Source organism: Mucilaginibacter terrigena, from assembly GCF_004168255.1.
GTDB lineage: Bacteria > Bacteroidota > Bacteroidia > Sphingobacteriales > Sphingobacteriaceae > Mucilaginibacter > Mucilaginibacter terrigena.
In genome coordinates this window covers 442,698-460,534 of sequence record NZ_SEWG01000005.1, presented here as the reverse complement: position 1 = coordinate 460,534, position 17,837 = coordinate 442,698, and the positions used below count along the sequence as shown (strand labels likewise).

The window sequence follows — 17,837 nt, the reverse complement described above, 5'->3', positions numbered from 1 at the left end:
AATCTATTCGAAATTCCACCAAACTGCTTTTTTAGGCGGGTTACCTAAAGCATAAGGCTCCCCTATACGCGGTACGTTTACCGGAACACCCAGCTTTTCAGCAGCTGGCAGGAGCTTTTTTATAGGTTCGTTCCAGGCGTGGTCGGCTGCCTCAAACCTGGCCCAGTGAATAGGCTGCAGCATACCGGCCCGCAGATCAATAGCAGCCTGGGCGGCTTGCCCAAACCACAGATGTGCCCATGGCCAGTTCGGGCTGTATTGTCCGCACTCCAGCAGCGCCAGATCAAATGGCCCATATTGCTGGCCTATTTCTTTAAAAAGCGATCCATAGCCACTATCGCCCCCGTAAAACAGCCTGTAGTTACCTGCCTGTATTACATAAGATGCCCAAAGCGTTTTGTTTGCTTTACTATAAGTACGGTTACTACGGTGCTGCGCGGGTGTAGCGGTAATCCGTAGTCCGCCAGGCAGCGTAACCCCCTGGTTCCAATTTAATTCGATGATCTTTTTGCGGTCAAACCCCCAATACACCAGGTCAGACCCTACCCCCAGGGGCACTATGGCCATTTTGATATGGTCTTTTAATTTTCTAAGCGTGCGATAGTCCAGGTGGTCGTAGTGGTCGTGCGAAATGATCAGCACATCTATTGGCGGCATATCTTTCGCGTGGTAATTGGTAGTGCCCTGGAACGCGGTAACCAACCCGGGTACAGGCCCGGCATGATTGCTAAAAACAGGATCGATAAGTATGTTGCCCTGGTGGGTTTTGATAAGCAAAGATGAATGCCCAAACCAAACCACGGTTGGTGCGGGGGCAGTAAGTGTTTTCAAGTTGGTTTTTACCCATGGCAGGCTGCGGGAAGGCCTGGTGATTTTAGAGCGGTTGTGAAATAACAAAAGTAGTTTGTTTCGCTTCACCGTCGAATCAGAAAGTTCAGCTAAATTCTCAAACCCTCCATTTTTATAATTAGATAAAGTATCCAAATGGGCAAGCGCCTCGCCCTCCGGGTTTCTACCCACCGACTTCACTAACCCACAGCCAGTTGCTATTGCCAGCAGTAGCGTGGCTATCCATAAGCTCAAAAACCAATGTCTCATACCCTAAAATGTAACGTTTAAGGTTTACTTATTATTTTATCTAAAGCCAATCAGCCAATATAGTGCCACTTTCCAGCCTTAAAGTGATATCTGCTATACAGGTTATGGCCATGCAAATTACCGAAGCGAAGGCAGCGACACGAAGTTTATTGATAATGAATTATTGAAAAGAACAATAAACGTAGTGCCCGGTTACAGGGAATTTGGTATAATTGATTTTTGATGAAAAGGGCGTTGAATGGGCTGTTAGGGCCTCGCCACACTATTACAGTGCGATAGAAGAACTTGATTTTATAGAAAGCATTAGGGGAATAATTTAACGAATTTGTAGCGCTGTAGCTTTACTAAAGCTATATTAATGAATTGATAACAGAAAAACCAATCATAAATCATGGAGATTATTTATAGAACAGACACGAAACCTGAGGCCGGACAAGTGATAAGGTTGTATGATCTTGCGGCTTTGCCCAGGCCAACCGGTGACCCTGAAAGAATAGGGAAGATGATTGAAAATGCAGATTTGATAGTAACAGCATGGCATGCCGATAAGTTGGTGGGGGTAAGTCGCGTTATAACAGATTGGGTTTGGTGCGCTTATTTGGCAGACCTTGCTGTTGACCCGAATTATAAGAAATCCGGTATCGGGAAAAAGTTAGTAGAGCTCACCCGGGAAAAGTTGGGAGAACGTTCGATGCTTTTACTGCTTTCTGTTCCAACAGCAATGGATTATTATCCAAAAATAGGATTCACAAAGGATGACAGGGCTTTTAGCATTAACCGCACCAGGTAATCCATCGCATTTATATCAATAAATCTGCTGCTGAGCATTATCAAAAATTACTGAAGCATCTGATACCAACGAAAAACCCTGCAATTTGATTTGCAGGGTTTTAGCACCCTTTGATACTGTTTAAGTAGCCCGTAAGGGGAATATTTTGAAGACGATTATAGCTGACCCGAAGCGATTAGGGAGTTAATATGTTGTTTTAAAATCCCCAGGGGAAGGCATTGAAGTTTTTTCTAAAGGATTTAACACATTTAGATGGTTAAGTTGCTACTAATAATTATCGGATATTGGTTTTTGAGTTTTTATATAATAAAGGAGGCCTTACAGACCTAAGAAACCCGCTTGCCGGGCAACTGAAACCAAAATCTGCTGCCCGCGCCCATCTCGCTTTCTACACCAATGGTACCACCCTGTGCTTCGATAAAATCTTTAGAAATAGCCAGGCCAAGGCCCGAACCCGATTTGTTTTGCCCATCAGTGGGCACCTGGAAATAACGATCGAACAGGCGTTTCTGGTAAGTTTCGTCGATACCTTTACCAAAATCTTTCACCGCGAATTGTACCTGTTTGTTTTTGGCTGTTACCCGGATCTCTATTTTTGATTTTTCGGCGCTGTAACGTAAAGCGTTTGATAGGAAATTGACCAACACCCAAGCCGTTTTTTCGATATCTACCTGTACCTCGGGGAGGTTATCATCTTTAATTATTTCTAACTGAACTTGCTTTTGATCTGCCTGGAATTTTATGGAGGTGATGGCATAATCCACGATCTGCATCGGGTTTACCGGCACAAAATTGAGCTGGATATTCCCCGTTTCTACCTGCGATAGCTCCAGCAGTTCGCTGGTTATTTTCAGCAGGCGGTCGTTGTCGTCCTTTATGTGGTTAACCAGTTGCTCCTGCTCGGTATTAATAGTGCCCACGCGTTGGTCATTCAGCAATTGCAGGCTCATTTTAATAGAGGCGATAGGGGTTTTTAATTCGTGCGATATGGTGGCGATAAAATTTGTTTTGGCCTCGTCGCGTTCTTTAAACTCGGTGATGTTTTTAAGGATGTAAACCTTACCTGCCGAGCGGTTTGCCAGTTGCAGCGCGCCCTTTTTTTCCTGCATGTTAGGCACTACAATATCACTGCTTTGCATCTGGAAGTACATTTCGCGGCTATCCAAAACAATTTTAAATGGTTTGATGCCGGCATCATCCCGAAGGATGGATTTGAGCAGATCATTGGTTTTGGTGAGGGTGGCTGTGTTTTGGCCAATCACTTTATCGCCCGTAATGTTCAGCGTTTTGCGTGCGGCATCGTTCATAAAAAGTATCTCCTGCCTTTCGTTCACACCGATTATGGCATCCTGCATTTGCTCGATAATGGTTTCGATGCGCCGCTTTTCTGATATTACGGTAGCGAGGTTGCTATTTTCCCACTCGTTAAGTCGCGCGGCCATTTGGTTGAAGGCATTTGCTACCTCGGCAAACTCGTCGTTCTGTTCAAAATGCAGGCGCTTGCTGTAGTTACCCTGACCAATCTCCCTGATCCCGTCTATCAACGCCTTAAGCGGATCGGCAATGTATCCGGGGAAATTCACGCTGAAACTAAACAGCACCAAAAAAGTAAATGCGCCCACCAATCCTAAGAATAAGGTTGCCCTGTCTACAGATGCACGGGCCGCATTATCCTTACGAACGATGGCCTGCATGTTCACATACTCTACATCGCGCAGGCTTTTGCGGATAACCTTTATGGCAACATTTTGCTGTTTAACGTCAGTGTTACGTTTTAAAAATAATAAGCTACTGCGTAAATCGCGTGTATGTTTTTGCTCGCCAGGCTCGGTTATGTTGGCTTCCTGTTTGGTAAGGTAGGTGTCGAATTTATCAAGTGCTGCCTTATCGAGTGGAACCGGACTATCATCCAGTATCGACCGCATCTCCCGCGCAAAACTCAACGATTCATAATTATTCTTTAGGATCACTTTAGAATTCTCAGATATATCTCGGATATAAAACAAAGCGGCAGCGCCAAAAAACAGCACCACCAAAAATAAAAAGCCGAAGCCTAAGCGGAGTTTGGTTCTTACTTTCATGATAATATAACCAGATCGGTTTCTGTTAGGGCTATCTTGTTTAGTAACTCGTTAAATATAGCCGTTCTTAATATAACCTGCCATAAATTTAAATGGGGCTTGCCAATGCAAATGGTGGTCACCTCTTTTTCTTCGGCTACTTTCATAATGGTTTGGGTAATGGCATCGCTTTTTAGCTTGATGAGTTCGGCACCGAGCTCGGTTGCCAGTTTAAAATTATTGATAAGGTGGCGCTGTTTATCGAGTTTTATCCTGTCTAAACTTTCGCTGCTGCTTTGCACGTAAAGTACAATCCAAGGCGAACGATAATAAGAGGCCAGCCTCGCCGTTTTACGAATCACGATCTTAGCCGTTTCGGCGTTGGATGAGATACATGCCAAAAACTTCTCGGGTCGGAGTTTGATCTGTTTGGGAATCTCGGTATCTATCTTTCGTTCCACGTGGTGGGCAACCTCTTTCAAGGCCAGTTCCCGTAATTGCAGGATCTTATCACTTTGGAAAAAGTTTTGCAGGGCGCGTTCGATCTTTGCTTTTTCGTAGATCTTGCCTTCTTTCAAACGATCAACCAGTTCATCAGCGGTCAGGTCGATGTTAACCACTTCATCAGCCAGGTCTAAGATCTTATCGGGTATGCGTTCGGTAATGGCAATACCGGTAATTTGCTCTACATCCTCGTTCAGGCTTTCTAAATGCTGGATATTTACCGCGGTGATCACGCTGATGCCTGCCTCTAAAATATCCAGTACATCCTGCCAACGCTTGTCGTTTTTACTGCCCTCGATATTGGTATGGGCCAGTTCATCTACAATAACCACCTCGGGGTGGCGGTTGATGATAGCTTGCAAGTCCATTTCTTCCAGTTCCTTGCCCTTGTAGAAAGTTTTACGGCGGGCAATAACGGGCAGGCCATCCAGCAGGGCGTGGGTTTCGGCGCGGTTATGGGTTTCTATATAGCCTATTTGTATGCCTATGCCGTTGCGTTGCAAAGCATGGGCTTCCTGAAGCATCCGGTAGCTTTTGCCCACACCGGCGCTCATGCCGATATAGATCTTAAGCTTACCCCGCCTGGATTTTTTAACCAGGTCGAGAAAGTTTTTTACGGATGTATCTGCCATGATAGTTCGTTGTTTTTTACCACAGAGGTTACAGAGAATTTGCATGTCGGTTAACCACAGAGTGCACGGAGTTTTGAATGGATCGGCTCTGTGTATCCCTGTGACTCTCTCTCAATACTCTCTGTGGTTAAATTCTTATTTCTTTAATTCATCTAACGCAACGTTCAATTTTAATACGTTCACTTTGGCAGGGCCAAAGAGGCCGAGTAATGGGGATTCGGTATGCTGATCTACCAATGCGGTAACTGCTTTCACATCAAGGCTGCGAACTTTTGCCACACGTTCTATCTGAATTTTAGCTGCTGTAGGCGAAATATCCGGGTCTAAACCACTGCCCGATGCGGTAACCATTTCGGCGGGGATCTCGCTGCGTTTCAGGTATGGATGATATTTAAGCAGGGTATCTATGCGGTTGCTTACTTCTTTCAAATAATCCGGGTTGCTTGGCCCTTTGTTTGAACCGGCAGAACCGGCCGCATTATAGCCAACAGCCGATGGCCTGCCCCAAAAGTATTTGGGCTGAGTGAAGCTTTGACCTTCGTTGGCATAACCAACCATTTTGCCGTTGACTAAAATGGTTTCGCCATCGCCATGGCCTTTTGATAGCTTACCCGCAAGGGAAATAGCTACCGGATATATTACGCACAGTATCACAGTTAGTACCAGCGTAATTCTTATAGATTTTACAATATTGCTTTTCATGATGTTTATTAATTAGAAGAACAAGGAAATTAGTAAGTCGATCAATTTGATACCGATAAATGGCGCGATAACACCGCCCAAACCATAGATCAACAGGTTGCGGCGCAGTAAGGCACTGGCACCAATCGGTTTGTACTCTACGCCTTTTAAGGCGAGCGGGATCAGCATCGGGATGATGATGGCGTTGAATATTACGGCAGAAAGTATAGCACTCTCCGGGCTGTGCAGGTGCATAATATTAATGGCCTGCAACGCCGGGATGGACGCGATAAACAGTGCCGGAACAATAGCGAAATATTTAGCTACATCATTAGCGATAGAGAAGGTGGTAAGCGTACCACGGGTGATAAGCAATTGCTTGCCTATCTCTACGATCTCGATAAGCTTGGTTGGGTCATTATCAAGGTCCACCATGTTGCCGGCTTCTTTGGCTGCCTGGGTGCCGCTGTTCATGGCAACGCCAACGTCTGCCTGTGCAAGTGCCGGTGCATCGTTTGTGCCGTCGCCCATCATGGCAACTAAACGGCCTTGCTGCTGCTCGTGCTTAATGTAGTTCATTTTATCTTCGGGCTTGGCTTCGGCAATAAAGTCATCTACACCGGCTTTCTCGGCAATAAATTTGGCGGTAAGCGGGTTGTCGCCAGTCACCATCACGGTTTTGATGCCCATTTTGCGCAACCGTTCAAAACGTTCGGCAATGCCGGGTTTTATGATATCCTGCAACTCAATCGTACCCAAAACAACTTCGTTTTGCGATACCACCAGTGGCGTACCACCGTTACTTGCGATGGCTTTTACACGCTCTTCCACATCCGGCAAGAATTTGTTTCCCGCTGCTACCGACATATTCCTGATGCTGTCAAAAGCGCCCTTACGAATGCGTAAACCATCGATAGTATTAATGCCGCTTGCACGGGTCTCAGCCGTAAATTTGATAAACTCAGCATTCGCAGGCGGCGTCATGGAAATATGCGTACTGCTTTGCTGCGCCAGTTCGATGATGGATTTACCTTCCGGTGTTTCATCCGCTAACGATGAAAGCACGGCGGCTTTCACCAGATCCTCGGGCAATACGCCGGGGGCAGGCCAAAACTGGGTTGCTTTACGGTTACCGATTGTGATGGTTCCTGTTTTATCAAGCAGCAATACATCTATATCGCCTGCGGTTTCAACCGCCTTGCCAGATTTGGTGATCACGTTTGCACGTAGCGCCCTGTCCATCCCCGCGATACCGATGGCCGATAAAAGGCCACCGATAGTGGTAGGGATCAAACAAACGAAAAGGGATATTAACGCTGCTATGGTGATAGGGGTATTGGCGTAATCTGCAAAGGGTTTCAGCGTAACACAAACGATAATGAAAATCAGCGTAAAGCTGGCTAACAGGATGGTTAATGCTATCTCGTTTGGTGTTTTTTGGCGCGATGCACCTTCTACAAGGGCAATCATTTTATCCAAAAAGCTTTCGCCCGGCTCGGTAGTTACTACCACCTTTATTTTGTCGGATAGTACTTTTGTACCACCCGTTACTGACGATTTATCGCCACCTGCTTCGCGGATAACCGGGGCAGATTCGCCCGTAATAGCTGATTCATCTATGGTTGCCAAACCTTCGGTGATCTCGCCGTCTGTTGGGATGGTGTCTCCGGCCTCGCACACAAAATAGTCGCCTTTGCGTAAATCGTTTGATGATTTGCTTACAATGCGGCCATCGGGCATTAAAACGTTGGCGGGTGTTTCTTCGCGGGTTTTACGGAGGCTGTCGGCTTGTGCTTTACCACGTGCCTCGGCAATAGCCTCGGCAAAGTTGGCAAACAACAGGGTTAACAGCAACACCACAAAAATGATGAGGTTGTAAGTGAATGAACCCTGGCCGCTGTGCAGGAAGCTATAAATACTCATGTAAAGCATTACGGCGGTGCCTACCTCCACGGTAAACATTACCGGGTTGCGCATCATGAGTTTGGGGTTCAGTTTGGTGAACGACTCCCTGAGCGCGGTTTGCACCAGGGCCGGTTCGAATAATTTATTTGATTTGGTTGTCATTGTGTTTTTATATTAAGCCCCCTCTAAATCTCCCCCGGTAGGGGAGACTTTTAAGCCCTCCCTTTCGGGGAGGGTTGGGTGAGGCTGGTGAGGCTTTATTTCATTGAAAAGAACTCCGCGATAGGGCCTAAAGCCAGGGCAGGGAAGTACGATAATGCGTTTAGGACAAGTATTACAGCGAAGGTCATGAGCCCAAAGGTTACCGTATCGGTCTTCAATGTACCTGCCGATTCGGGAATATATTTCTTTTGGGCAAGTAAACCTGCTATTGCCACGGGTCCAATAATTTGCAGGAACCTGCCCAGCAACATCACAAAACCTGTTGATACATTCCAAAAGATATTGTTATCGCCTAAACCCTCAAAGCCCGAACCGTTGTTAGCGTTGGCCGAGGTCATCTCGTAAAGCATTTCGCTAAAGCCGTGGAAGCCCGGGTTGTTTAACCATGCCGATGGCTTAACCGCCCAGTCGGCACTGCCGTGGTTGGTAAATACATAAGCTGCTATTGCCGTGCCCGCCATAATTAAAAGCGGACTAAGCAATGTTATTAAAGCGGCGATCTTTACTTCGCGGGCTTCTACCTTGTGGCCTAAAAACTCCGGGGTTCGGCCTACCATCAGCCCGGAAATAAACACGGCTATGATGAGGTAGATAAAATAATTTAATACACCCACGCCACAGCCCCCAAAGAAACCGTTGATCATCATACCCAATAACTGCCATAGGCCGGTAAGGGGCATGGTGCTATCGTGCATACCGTTAACAGATCCTGTTGATACGATAGTAGTAAATGTGCTCCAGAAGGCTGTCGCGGTTGGGCCTATGCGTACTTCTTTACCTTCCATAGCGCCGGTTGGCTGTGCTATGCCTAATTTGGCAATGGCAGGATTGCCGGCTGTTTCACTGCTGATACTTGGGATGAGCAGGAGCAAGGCGCCTATTATCATCACCCCGAAAATTACCCAGCCCAGTTTTTTGCGGCGGATGAAATAGCCGAAACATAAAACCATGGCAATGGGGATGATCATTTGCGAAACGATCTCGGTAATATTGGTAAGATAATTAGGGTTTTCCAGCGGATGTGACGAGTTGGCACCAAACCAGCCGCCGCCGTTTGTACCCAGATGTTTTATGGCGATGAACTGCGCTGCCGGGCCGCGTGATACGTGTACGGTATCGCCCTGCAGGGATATGAATTGATCTTTACCGGCGTAGCTGCTTGGCGTGCCATTAAAGGTTAATATAAGCGATACTACGATAGATAAAGGCAATAATAAACGGGTGATGGCCTTTAAAAAGTAATTCCAAAAGTTACCGATATCTGTGGTGGTTTTATCGCGGAAGGCTTTAAATAAACCAACTGCGCAGGCAATACCCGTAGCGGCACTCACAAACTGCAAAAACATAAATATGCAGTGCTGTACCAGGTAGCTGGCGCCGCTTTCGCCGCTGTAGTGCTGCAGGTTACAGTTAACCACAAAACTTATAATGGTGTTAAAGGCCAGGTCGGCGGTCATGCCAGGGTTGCCATCGGGGTTAAGGGGGAGCTTATCCTGGTGCATCAGTACAAAAAAGCCGTATACCAACCAAAGCAGGTTAATGCACATCATGGCTTTTAAAAACTGTTTCCAGTTCATAGCCTCGTTAGGATTGATGCCCGACAGTTTAAATATGCCGGTCTCTATAGGCTTTAAAAAATCGGTCCATACCTTTTCGCCGACAAACATTTTTGCCAGGTATTTGCCCAGCGGTACGCCAATAACCAGCATCAGGGCAAATGAGGCAAATATTCCAAATAGTTCAGTGTTCATTGTGGTAGATTAAAAGTTTTCGGGTTTTAGCAGCACGTATACCATGTATATGAAAACTGCGACGGAAATGATGAATAATGCGATCATGATGCGTTAGATTTTTTCGAACCAGTCGATAGATTTGAAAATGAACCACCAGCCTAAAAGGATGGCAACGAAGAGTAGTATTGTGATCATTTTATTAACGTTTTGACCACCTATGCCAATTGGAATGCCGATTAGACTGAATTTTATTTAACTATTTGATATTTAAATAATTGAATGTTTGTGAGGTTTTTGGGTCAACAAAAAACCCTTCCATTTTGGAAGGGTTGATTATCGTTTTGGGGAGGGGTTACTTATTAACCACAGAGGGCACGAAGAATATAATTAACCATGTCATTTCGAACGAACGGAAAAGGTGGTGTTGTGGGGTAAGGAGAAATCTTCTACACCGCGGTAAGTCTGGCGTAGAAGATTTCTCGTCGCTACGCTTCCCTCGAAATGACATTCATAAATGGTAAAATTACAACCCGTACTCGTCAATCTTTCTATAAAGCGTAGTTAACCCAATACCAAGCAGCCTTGCAGTTTCGGTTTTATTACCTTTGGTGTAGGCCAGTACTTTGCTGATGTGTTGCTTCTCGATACTTTGCAGATCGAGCGAGTTGCTGTCGGCGTTTTGGTTATTGAATTGAGGGGGGAGTGCAGCGGGTGTCAGCTCATCATCAGCCAGTATTACGGCGCGTTCGATGATGTTCTTTAACTCGCGGATATTGCCTTTCCATTGGTGCTTATTAAGCAACGATAAAAATTCGTCGCTCATTTTAACGGGTTTACCTGCTTTATCAGCAAACTGTTTCAGGTAATACTTTGCAAGGGTCTCAATATCACCTTTGCGCTCGTTAAGAGATGGCAGGGATATGGTGAATACCGATAAACGGTAAAAGAGGTCAAGCCTGAATTTACCTTCTTCAGCTTCTTTTTGCAGATCGCGGTTGGTGGCCGCCATAATGCGGATGTTCACTTTGGTGGTTTGGGTATCGCCCAGTTTAATGAAAGTTTTACTTTCTAACACGCGCAGTAGCTTGGCCTGCAATTCGAGGCTCATTTCGCCTATCTCATCCAGGAAGATGCTGCCGTGATGGGCCTCTTCAAACAAGCCTTTTTTATCTTTAAGTGCCCCTGTAAAAGCGCCCGCCTTATAACCGAATAATTCACTTTCTAAAAGTTCGCCGGTAAAGCTGCTGCAATTTACGGCCACAAAGGGCATCTGCCTGCGCTGGCTTTCGTAGTGGATGGCCGATGCAAAAATCTCTTTACCCGTACCTGTTTCGCCCAAAAGCAAAACGGTGGTATCTGTTGAAGCCACTCTGCGGGCAAGGTTAACAGCGTCTAAAACGGGCTGTGATTGCCCGATGATCTGCGTGAAACTAAATTTGCCTGCTACCTTTTTACCGGCATTAAAAGCGTTTTGTTGGAGCTGCGCTTTTTCTACAGCCTGGTTTAGCAATGGGATTATCTTATCGTTATCATCCCCCTTAACAATGTAATTGAAAGCGCCGTTTTTGATGGATTGCACGCCATCGTTTATAGTGCCATAAGCGGTAAGGTTTATCACCTCTGCATATGGTTTTTTGCTTTTGATGGTCTTTACCAGGTCAACGCCGTTAACATCGGGGAGCTTAACATCGCTAAGTACCACCAGTACGTCCTCGGTCTCTAAAAGCTTTATGCCCTCTTTACCGTTAAAAGCCTGTACTACCCTGAAACCCTCCAAACCAATGATGCGCGAAAGCAGATCGTTCAGTTTTTTTTCGTCGTCGATGATGAGGATGGTGGTTTGCATTATGCATTATATTTATGCAATATTAAGATATCCGGATGATATAAATCCTGCTTTTGTCCGTTTTATAATGTATGAAATAAATCTCTAATCGACATTGTTTTTCTCGTGTATTGGTTATCTCTAACTACGTTTTTAAGATATATAATTTGATTCATCACCAAATTTAATGCTTGAGAAAGCTGATAATCGCTTCGCGGCGGAAACATAATGAGTTATAAAATACCGGGTCAAAGTTTTTTGAAAAATACATGGTGGTGAATGGTATACGCGGCGGAAATGAATCCGAATTAAAACCAATACCATGAGAAAGCGAAAGCGCATTCATAAACAATTAGAAAAAATTTATTTTAAGAACAAAAAAAAGTTTCAAAAAACGGACCGATTGATTTTTAGATTACTAATTGCCAGGTTGGGTAGCAAAAGGAGAGTTTTTCCTTTAATCTTAAGGTTATCTCAATGGCTTTTCAATCTTTTATCTATCTGCTCCAGACCCGGTTCATTTAAATTTAACTATGCATTGGTCACCTATCATTAGCACATCTTTAATAAAAGATTTAAAACTATCACCTAAAAATTTTTATCATAAGCATTTACGGCCAAAGATGAAATATGGTGCCCCACAGATCGATCATTCTAATAATTCCTGCAGGCTACGTATTGTAACTAAGCCTATTTATTCTTTAAAGATGCTTCAAAAAGCGGTAAAAGCATATTTGGATATTTTTAGCATGCCTTATTGTATGCATGGTGGAGCAACCGGGGACAGCAATTTCGATAATGCATTAGTACATATTAATAATCGGTTTTACTACACGATTGATTTGAAGAACTTTTTTGGAACTATTAGTAATTCTCGTATTCACCAAACCCTTATCAGTTTAGGTCATACCTGGCATGAAGCGCGGAATATCACCCGAATAGCTACTTTGGATGGTTGCCTTCCACAGGGCGCCCCCACATCTACAATACTGGCATGCCTTGCTTTTTCGCCAACTGCTTTGCTGTTAGAAGATTTTTGCAAAGAAAGAAACATCACATTTACCGTATATATAGATGATCTCACTTTTTCTTCGCCTAACTGCTTTAAGCATCATACCGATCAAATAATTAAAATTATCAAAACCAATGGTTTTTGCGTTAATCATCATAAGATACATTATAGGATTAATAATTGCGAAATTACCGGCATAATAGTCAATAAAGGGCAACTAACCTTGCCAAACAAAATCTTAAAAAACCTTAACAAGGCCGGAGTTAAACAATACGTTGCATCTTTTACAGACCGTTATGAAAAATATCTATTAAGCAAAAAAGCCGCCTTACTTTCGCAAAGCGGCTTCGTAGCCCGTAGGGGAATCGAACTTTGACCCAAACCCCTTTGATTACTAATACTGTGTATGTGTGCAAATCTGGTACTCACCGACCTACTCACCGCATTTTTTTGACTAAAAATTGGTCACAAATCTTATAAAACAAATATACAAAATATCATCCAAAAGTTATGGTTTTGTGTGACTCAATTAATGTAAAACGCGGTTACTTTAACCGCAAAAATTACAATTGCCAAATTGCCCGTTTTGCTCTCGACGCGACAGGTCTGCGAGCGATTGAGCCCACCATCCCTTATTCAACGCTTAAGCAACCAACAGCGCGAGCCGGGTAAAATGTCAAGGCCGGGGCGCAGCCGCTGAAAGCGGACAACCCGCGCCCCGCTTGTATAGCCTTGACGTTTATCCCGGCGGTAGGCTATCTTCGCGACCGTGGTGAATAAGGGTATTTAAAAAAATTAGTATAGCCGAATATGTAATGCTTTCTGAACAAAATGACAGCGTAATAACACGCCTTTATCTTACATCATTTGCTATTAATCAATACAGTGAATATTTAGTTAAAATATATTAACTATATTTATCTTCCCATGGATATTAAAGCTTATATCAATGATGGCAACCTTGAGCAATATTGCTTTGAGTTGTTCAACGCCGACTTTGCAAGCGAGATACAAAGTTTGCGCCTAATCCATTCGGAGATCAAACATGAGTTGGAAGAAATTGAGCTAACCATTGAGCAATTAGCTGACAGCCATTCGATCATCCCGCGTCCTGAATTGAAAAGCCGCATTATGGCCGCACTGGATTTTTCGGATGATAGCATCGACCTGAACAACCTACCACTGACCAGCAAATATTCCAACTATGAAAACTGGTTAAAAGCGGTAGAACACCTGATCCCCGCCGAGCCATTTGATGATTTCTTCACGCACGTCCTAAAACAAGATGAAAAGATCGCGCAGACTTTAGTCATCACAAAGCTGGATGTACCCGCTGAAGTGCATGAAGTTATTTCTGAAAGCTTTTTTATACTAAAGGGCACCTGTACCTGTACAGTTGGAAAAGAAATATTTACCCTGAACGCCGGCGACTATCTCGATATCCCCCTACATACTAACCACGATATCAGGATCGACTCGCCTTATGTGGTAGCGATCTTGCAACACCAGTTTTAACCACTGCCTGGTGATGGTGAATATAGTCTGAACCGGAGCCGACCAGGATGATGATTATCCAAGCCTTTAATGTGAACTTTCCTGATGGTGCCATATCCATGAGTCGGAAAATCTGGTAAAACCTTACGTTTTTTTACTGGCTTGATGTTTATATCAGCTATGGTATAAAAAACTAAATAAACATGAAAAAAATTCTGATCGCCTGTTTCGCTGTTGCATTGAGCTGCAGCGCCATGGCACAAACAAAAATGATGGCCGATACCGGCATGAAAAAGAAAATGATGAAGTCTGACATGAAAATGAAAGATGGCGTTATGATGAAAGACGGCAAGATGATGATGATGAAGGGTGGTAAGACCATGGAGATGGACAAAGACATGACCATGAGCAACGGTACCATGGTCATGATGGATGGCAGCGTTAAAATGAAGGACGGAAAAATGATGAAGATGAAAGACGGCGACATGATGATGATGAACGGCAAGATGAAAAAGATGCCGATGAAAATGTAATTTTTTCAGACGAGTTGTGGAGGGCCTGTCATGCAAATGGCGGGTTTTTCTTTGACACCGCCTATTTAAAAGAACAACGCTGACCCAAAAAGTATTCAGAATTATTTATTGTAAGTATCTGATTATGAGCGTTTAAAAATGAGATGGAAATGTTATAATTCTGTGATATCTATGCTGGCCGACAACAAAACTACCTATCCGAAACAATTTTATGCCGACGCACTCGCTGGTCTTACCACCTATCCAAAACAGCTTCCGGTCAAATATTTTTATGATGCCGAAGGCGACAGACTGTTTCAGCAGATCATGAATTGCCCGGAGTATTATGTGACCGACTGTGAACTGGAGATATTTACTCAACAAACCGGTGTAATGGCTGATCACATCATTCGCGGCGGCGAACCATTTGACCTGATCGAATTGGGCGCGGGCGATTGCACCAAGTCCCGCCACCTGCTCAGCCTGCTGCTGGCTACCGATACCAACTTTATTTATAAACCCATTGATATTTCTACCAGCACGATACAATTCCTGGAAACCACGCTTCCGATAGATTTGCCGGGCCTTCGATTGATAGGTATGAATGGTGACTATTTTGATATGCTGGCGCAGACAGCCGGAAACGGTACCAGGAAGGTAGTATTGTGCCTCGGTGCCAATATCGGCAATATGCCGGTTGCGGAAGCGCAGGATTTTTGCATCAAATTGCGCAGTTATCTGTCGCCGGGCGATATGGTGATCATTGGCTTCGACCTGAAAAAAGACCCACACCTTATCCGCGCAGCCTATGACGATGAGCAGGGTATCACCGCACGGTTTAACCTAAACCTGTTGAGCCGGATGAACCGGGATTTAGGTGCTGATTTCGATTTGGGTCAATTCAAACATTACTGCATCTACGACCCCGCAAGTGGTGCCTGTAAAAGCTATTTGATCAGCTTAGAAAAACAACGGGTAAAAATCGGTGATGAAATTATAGCATTTCAAAAGAATGAGTATATCTGGATGGAAATTTCTCAGAAATATGATCTTGCTGAAGTTGATGAGTTAGCTGTTAGTTCAGGTTTTACGCCGGTTAAACACTTGCTGGACAGCAAGGAATGGTTTACTGATGCCATCTGGACCGTGAAACAATAAACACCTGAACCTGTTGCTATGATACCCATGAAAAAGATCCTGCTGGTTGAAGACGATCCCGATATCATTCAGTTGCTAAACCTGCATTTGAGCGAACCGGCTTATCACCTGACCGCTTGTAGTTCAGGTAACGAAGCCATTCAAAATATCAGGGATAATGCTTTTGATTTTGTGTTGCTGGATATCATGTTACCTGATAAGGACGGTATAGAAGTTTGCAAAGCAATTCGCGAGCAAAAGATAAAAACGCCAATCATGATGCTGTCTTCCCGTTCCGAAGAAATTGATAAAGTATTAGCGTTGGAAATGGGGGCCGATGATTATATGACCAAGCCTTTTAGTATCCGCGAATTGACCGCCCGGATTAAGGCGCATCTCCGTAGTCGTGAGCCTGTGCTGGAAACGGTACCATCCGAAATACGTTTTAAAGACCTGGTAATAGATAGCCATTTGAAAAAAGCGACGTTAAAAAATAAAAGATTGGAGCTTACCCAAAAGGAATTTGACCTGTTATTACAACTGGCTCAAAATCCCGGTAAAACCTATAGCAGGCTGGAGTTGCTGGCCCTGGTTTGGAAATATACCATTTCAGATTACGAGCACACGGTTACTTCGCACATCAACCGCTTAAGGATCAAAATTGAAGCTAATATCAGCGACCCACAATATATTCTTACCTCTTGGGGGGTAGGTTACCGTTTTGCCGATGAAACACCCGAACAATAGTATCTTCAGCCGGATAGGCGCATTCATGTTTATGCTCATCAGTGTATTGAGCGTACTGTTTATTGCCATCACCTATATGGCCACTACTCATTTTTATGAAGCCAGCACGCAACTGCTAAACAAAGATGTAGCAGCCCATATCGCCAAGTTTACTTCGCCATTTGAAAATGAGGGCATCAATAAGCAAAAGGCTGATTCGATATTTTATAACGCGATGGTCATCAACCCTAATGACGAGGTTTATTTTTTAGATACTTTGGGCAAAGTTATTGAATACCAATCACCTGATTCGCTGATCAGACAACGACTGCTACCACTGGATAAGATCAAGACCCATATTCGCACAGGTGGCACGGATTATATTAAAGGGCCCGACCCGAAAGATCCTGCTACGCCCAAAATTTTCTCCGCTGCCGAGGTAGTCATTAAAGGTAAAACCATCGGTTATATCTATGTGATCCTGGCCGGCAATCAATATCGTACCGTAACCGATCTGCTTACCGGGAGCCATATTGCCACATTGGCTATCGAAGCTTTTATTATCATTGTTGTTTACCTGGCTATATTTTAAACGCCTGCAAAAGAATTTCAATAGTTTTATCTGTACCATCGAGCGTTTTCGGGAGGGCGATTATGAAGCCCGTTTTGATGCCCGCGTGCCGAACGAATTGCATAGCATTATGCTGGCTTTTAATAGTTTGGCTGATCGGCTTCATCGCAATATTCAGGAATTAAAGCAATCAGAAGATGAACGGAAAGACTTTATTGCCAATATTTCGCATGACCTGCGCACACCACTTTCGGTAGCCAAAGGTTATACGGAAACTTTATTATTGCAGGGGAAACTCAACCCGCAAGCCATTGAACATTTACAACTGGTGGAGCATAAAATACAGGTAGTAGAGAACCTGGTGATGCAATTGTTTGAATTATCAAAACTCGAATCGGTAGAGTTTAAAGCGCAGCGCGAGCCTTTTGTTATTGCCGAAGTGATGAAAGAGATCGTCACCTCCTGGGTTTTACCGGCCGAGGCAAAACATATTAAATTAGAGTGCTTGGGTTGCGAAGGTAGTTACATGATCTTTGCAGATGTGAGCATGCTGGAAAAAGTGATCCGTAACCTGATGGGTAATGCCGTAAGCTACACGCCCGAAAATGGTTTTATCAAAGTGGAGTTGCATAAAAAAAGCACCGATCTTATCCTTCAATTCTCTAACAGCGGCCCCAAAGTGCCAGCCGATCTTATAGAATGGATCAATCGAACCGATAAAGGCAGCGGCATTTTAAAGCGCCCGGCCAGGTCAGGCTTGGGGCTGGCCATTGTTAAACGGATACTGGAACTGCACGACTACGAATTTGCCATTACGACCAACCGGCATAATCAGTTCACCATTCGCATGAAGCTGTATTCGAATTGAGGCTTTCATTAGGAAAGCTTGATGCTTCTGTGATAACTTTATGTTAGTCCGACGGGTTGTATCTTTA

The 17,837-nt window shown here is 44.2% G+C and carries 16 protein-coding genes; 8 read left to right on the top strand and 8 right to left on the bottom strand.

Annotation, left to right across the window (positions count from 1 at the left end; all coding sequences use genetic code 11):
* Positions 1 to 3: 3 nt before the first annotated feature.
* Entirely contained in the window at positions 4 to 1,098 is a 1,095-nt protein-coding gene (locus tag EWM62_RS14980) for an MBL fold metallo-hydrolase (protein ID WP_129877472.1), read from the bottom strand.
* 391 nt (positions 1,099 to 1,489) lie between these two features.
* On the opposite strand from EWM62_RS14980, the gene EWM62_RS14975 reads away from it, so the two are divergent.
* The gene (locus EWM62_RS14975; protein ID WP_129877471.1) at positions 1,490 to 1,888 is read left to right on the top strand and encodes a GNAT family N-acetyltransferase; all 399 of its coding nucleotides are present in this window, start codon (positions 1,490 to 1,492) and stop codon (positions 1,886 to 1,888) included.
* 326 nt (positions 1,889 to 2,214) lie between these two features.
* Here the strand turns inward: EWM62_RS14975 and EWM62_RS14970 are convergent, their stop codons facing one another.
* From EWM62_RS14970 to EWM62_RS14940, 7 genes are all read right to left on the bottom strand, one after another.
* Positions 2,215 to 3,969, bottom strand: coding sequence for a HAMP domain-containing sensor histidine kinase (locus EWM62_RS14970; RefSeq protein ID WP_129877470.1), 1,755 nt, complete (start codon positions 3,967 to 3,969; stop codon positions 2,215 to 2,217).
* Positions 3,966 to 5,084, bottom strand: a complete 1,119-nt coding sequence (locus tag EWM62_RS14965) for a sensor protein KdpD (protein ID WP_129877469.1) — start codon at positions 5,082 to 5,084, stop codon at positions 3,966 to 3,968. The genes EWM62_RS14970 and EWM62_RS14965 overlap by 4 nt, the downstream gene beginning before the upstream one ends.
* 135 nt (positions 5,085 to 5,219) lie before the next feature.
* Positions 5,220 to 5,786 (bottom strand): K(+)-transporting ATPase subunit C, encoded by a 567-nt coding sequence (locus EWM62_RS14960; RefSeq protein ID WP_129877468.1) that lies wholly within the window; start codon positions 5,784 to 5,786, stop codon positions 5,220 to 5,222.
* A 12-nt stretch (positions 5,787 to 5,798) separates the two neighbouring features.
* Complete coding sequence (kdpB, locus tag EWM62_RS14955) at positions 5,799 to 7,832, bottom strand: potassium-transporting ATPase subunit KdpB (RefSeq protein ID WP_129877467.1); 2,034 nt, start codon at positions 7,830 to 7,832, stop codon at positions 5,799 to 5,801.
* 95 nt (positions 7,833 to 7,927) lie between these two features.
* Complete coding sequence (gene kdpA, locus EWM62_RS14950; RefSeq protein WP_129877466.1) at positions 7,928 to 9,643, bottom strand: potassium-transporting ATPase subunit KdpA; 1,716 nt, start codon at positions 9,641 to 9,643, stop codon at positions 7,928 to 7,930.
* A 9-nt stretch (positions 9,644 to 9,652) separates the two neighbouring features.
* Positions 9,653 to 9,730 (bottom strand): K(+)-transporting ATPase subunit F, encoded by a 78-nt coding sequence (gene kdpF, locus EWM62_RS19805; RefSeq protein WP_203235058.1) that lies wholly within the window; start codon positions 9,728 to 9,730, stop codon positions 9,653 to 9,655.
* Positions 9,731 to 10,148: 418 nt separating this feature from the next.
* A complete protein-coding gene (locus EWM62_RS14940) occupies positions 10,149 to 11,471 on the bottom strand; it encodes a sigma-54-dependent transcriptional regulator (protein WP_129877465.1) in 1,323 nt (440 codons plus the stop codon).
* Positions 11,472 to 11,983: 512 nt separating this feature from the next.
* On the opposite strand from EWM62_RS14940, the gene EWM62_RS14935 reads away from it, so the two are divergent.
* The 7 genes from EWM62_RS14935 to EWM62_RS14905 all read left to right on the top strand — a co-directional run bounded on the left by EWM62_RS14935 (position 11,984) and on the right by EWM62_RS14905 (position 17,770).
* Complete coding sequence (locus EWM62_RS14935; RefSeq protein WP_129877464.1) at positions 11,984 to 12,838, top strand: reverse transcriptase family protein; 855 nt, start codon at positions 11,984 to 11,986, stop codon at positions 12,836 to 12,838.
* 551 nt (positions 12,839 to 13,389) lie between these two features.
* Positions 13,390 to 13,977: a cupin domain-containing protein gene (locus EWM62_RS14930; protein WP_129877463.1), complete on the top strand. Its 588-nt coding sequence runs from the start codon at positions 13,390 to 13,392 to the stop codon at positions 13,975 to 13,977.
* A gap of 182 nt (positions 13,978 to 14,159) precedes the next feature.
* A complete protein-coding gene (locus EWM62_RS14925; RefSeq protein ID WP_129877462.1) occupies positions 14,160 to 14,489 on the top strand; it encodes a DUF6799 domain-containing protein in 330 nt (109 codons plus the stop codon).
* 138 nt (positions 14,490 to 14,627) lie between these two features.
* Complete coding sequence (locus EWM62_RS14920; protein ID WP_238989357.1) at positions 14,628 to 15,626, top strand: L-histidine N(alpha)-methyltransferase; 999 nt, start codon at positions 14,628 to 14,630, stop codon at positions 15,624 to 15,626.
* Positions 15,627 to 15,653: 27 nt separating this feature from the next.
* The gene (locus EWM62_RS14915) at positions 15,654 to 16,352 is read left to right on the top strand and encodes a response regulator transcription factor (RefSeq protein ID WP_129877461.1); all 699 of its coding nucleotides are present in this window, start codon (positions 15,654 to 15,656) and stop codon (positions 16,350 to 16,352) included.
* Complete coding sequence (locus EWM62_RS14910; RefSeq protein ID WP_129877460.1) at positions 16,333 to 16,923, top strand: hypothetical protein; 591 nt, start codon at positions 16,333 to 16,335, stop codon at positions 16,921 to 16,923. Before EWM62_RS14915 ends, EWM62_RS14910 begins: the two co-directional genes overlap by 20 nt.
* Positions 16,901 to 17,770 carry a sensor histidine kinase gene (locus EWM62_RS14905; RefSeq protein ID WP_129877459.1) on the top strand — a complete coding sequence of 290 codons (870 nt, stop codon included), beginning with the start codon at positions 16,901 to 16,903 and terminating at the stop codon, positions 17,768 to 17,770. The genes EWM62_RS14910 and EWM62_RS14905 overlap by 23 nt, the downstream gene beginning before the upstream one ends.
* Positions 17,771 to 17,837: the final 67 nt, after the last annotated feature.

Excerpts from the sequence above, each read along its gene's own strand:
- EWM62_RS14980 (WP_129877472.1), bottom strand. The coding sequence starts at position 1,098 with ATGAGACATTGGTTTTTGAGCTTATGGATAGCCACGCTACTGCTGGCA.
- EWM62_RS14975 (WP_129877471.1), top strand. The coding sequence starts at position 1,490 with ATGGAGATTATTTATAGAACAGACACGAAACCTGAGGCCGGACAAGTG.
- EWM62_RS14970 (WP_129877470.1), bottom strand. The coding sequence starts at position 3,969 with ATGAAAGTAAGAACCAAACTCCGCTTAGGCTTCGGCTTTTTATTTTTG.
- EWM62_RS14965 (WP_129877469.1), bottom strand. The coding sequence starts at position 5,084 with ATGGCAGATACATCCGTAAAAAACTTTCTCGACCTGGTTAAAAAATCC.
- EWM62_RS14960 (WP_129877468.1), bottom strand. The coding sequence starts at position 5,786 with ATGAAAAGCAATATTGTAAAATCTATAAGAATTACGCTGGTACTAACT.
- kdpB (WP_129877467.1), bottom strand. The coding sequence starts at position 7,832 with ATGACAACCAAATCAAATAAATTATTCGAACCGGCCCTGGTGCAAACC.
- kdpA (WP_129877466.1), bottom strand. The coding sequence starts at position 9,643 with ATGAACACTGAACTATTTGGAATATTTGCCTCATTTGCCCTGATGCTG.
- kdpF (WP_203235058.1), bottom strand. The coding sequence starts at position 9,730 with ATGATCGCATTATTCATCATTTCCGTCGCAGTTTTCATATACATGGTA.
- EWM62_RS14940 (WP_129877465.1), bottom strand. The coding sequence starts at position 11,471 with ATGCAAACCACCATCCTCATCATCGACGACGAAAAAAAACTGAACGAT.
- EWM62_RS14935 (WP_129877464.1), top strand. The coding sequence starts at position 11,984 with ATGCATTGGTCACCTATCATTAGCACATCTTTAATAAAAGATTTAAAA.
- EWM62_RS14930 (WP_129877463.1), top strand. The coding sequence starts at position 13,390 with ATGGATATTAAAGCTTATATCAATGATGGCAACCTTGAGCAATATTGC.
- EWM62_RS14925 (WP_129877462.1), top strand. The coding sequence starts at position 14,160 with ATGAAAAAAATTCTGATCGCCTGTTTCGCTGTTGCATTGAGCTGCAGC.
- EWM62_RS14920 (WP_238989357.1), top strand. The coding sequence starts at position 14,628 with ATGAGATGGAAATGTTATAATTCTGTGATATCTATGCTGGCCGACAAC.
- EWM62_RS14915 (WP_129877461.1), top strand. The coding sequence starts at position 15,654 with ATGAAAAAGATCCTGCTGGTTGAAGACGATCCCGATATCATTCAGTTG.
- EWM62_RS14910 (WP_129877460.1), top strand. The coding sequence starts at position 16,333 with ATGAAACACCCGAACAATAGTATCTTCAGCCGGATAGGCGCATTCATG.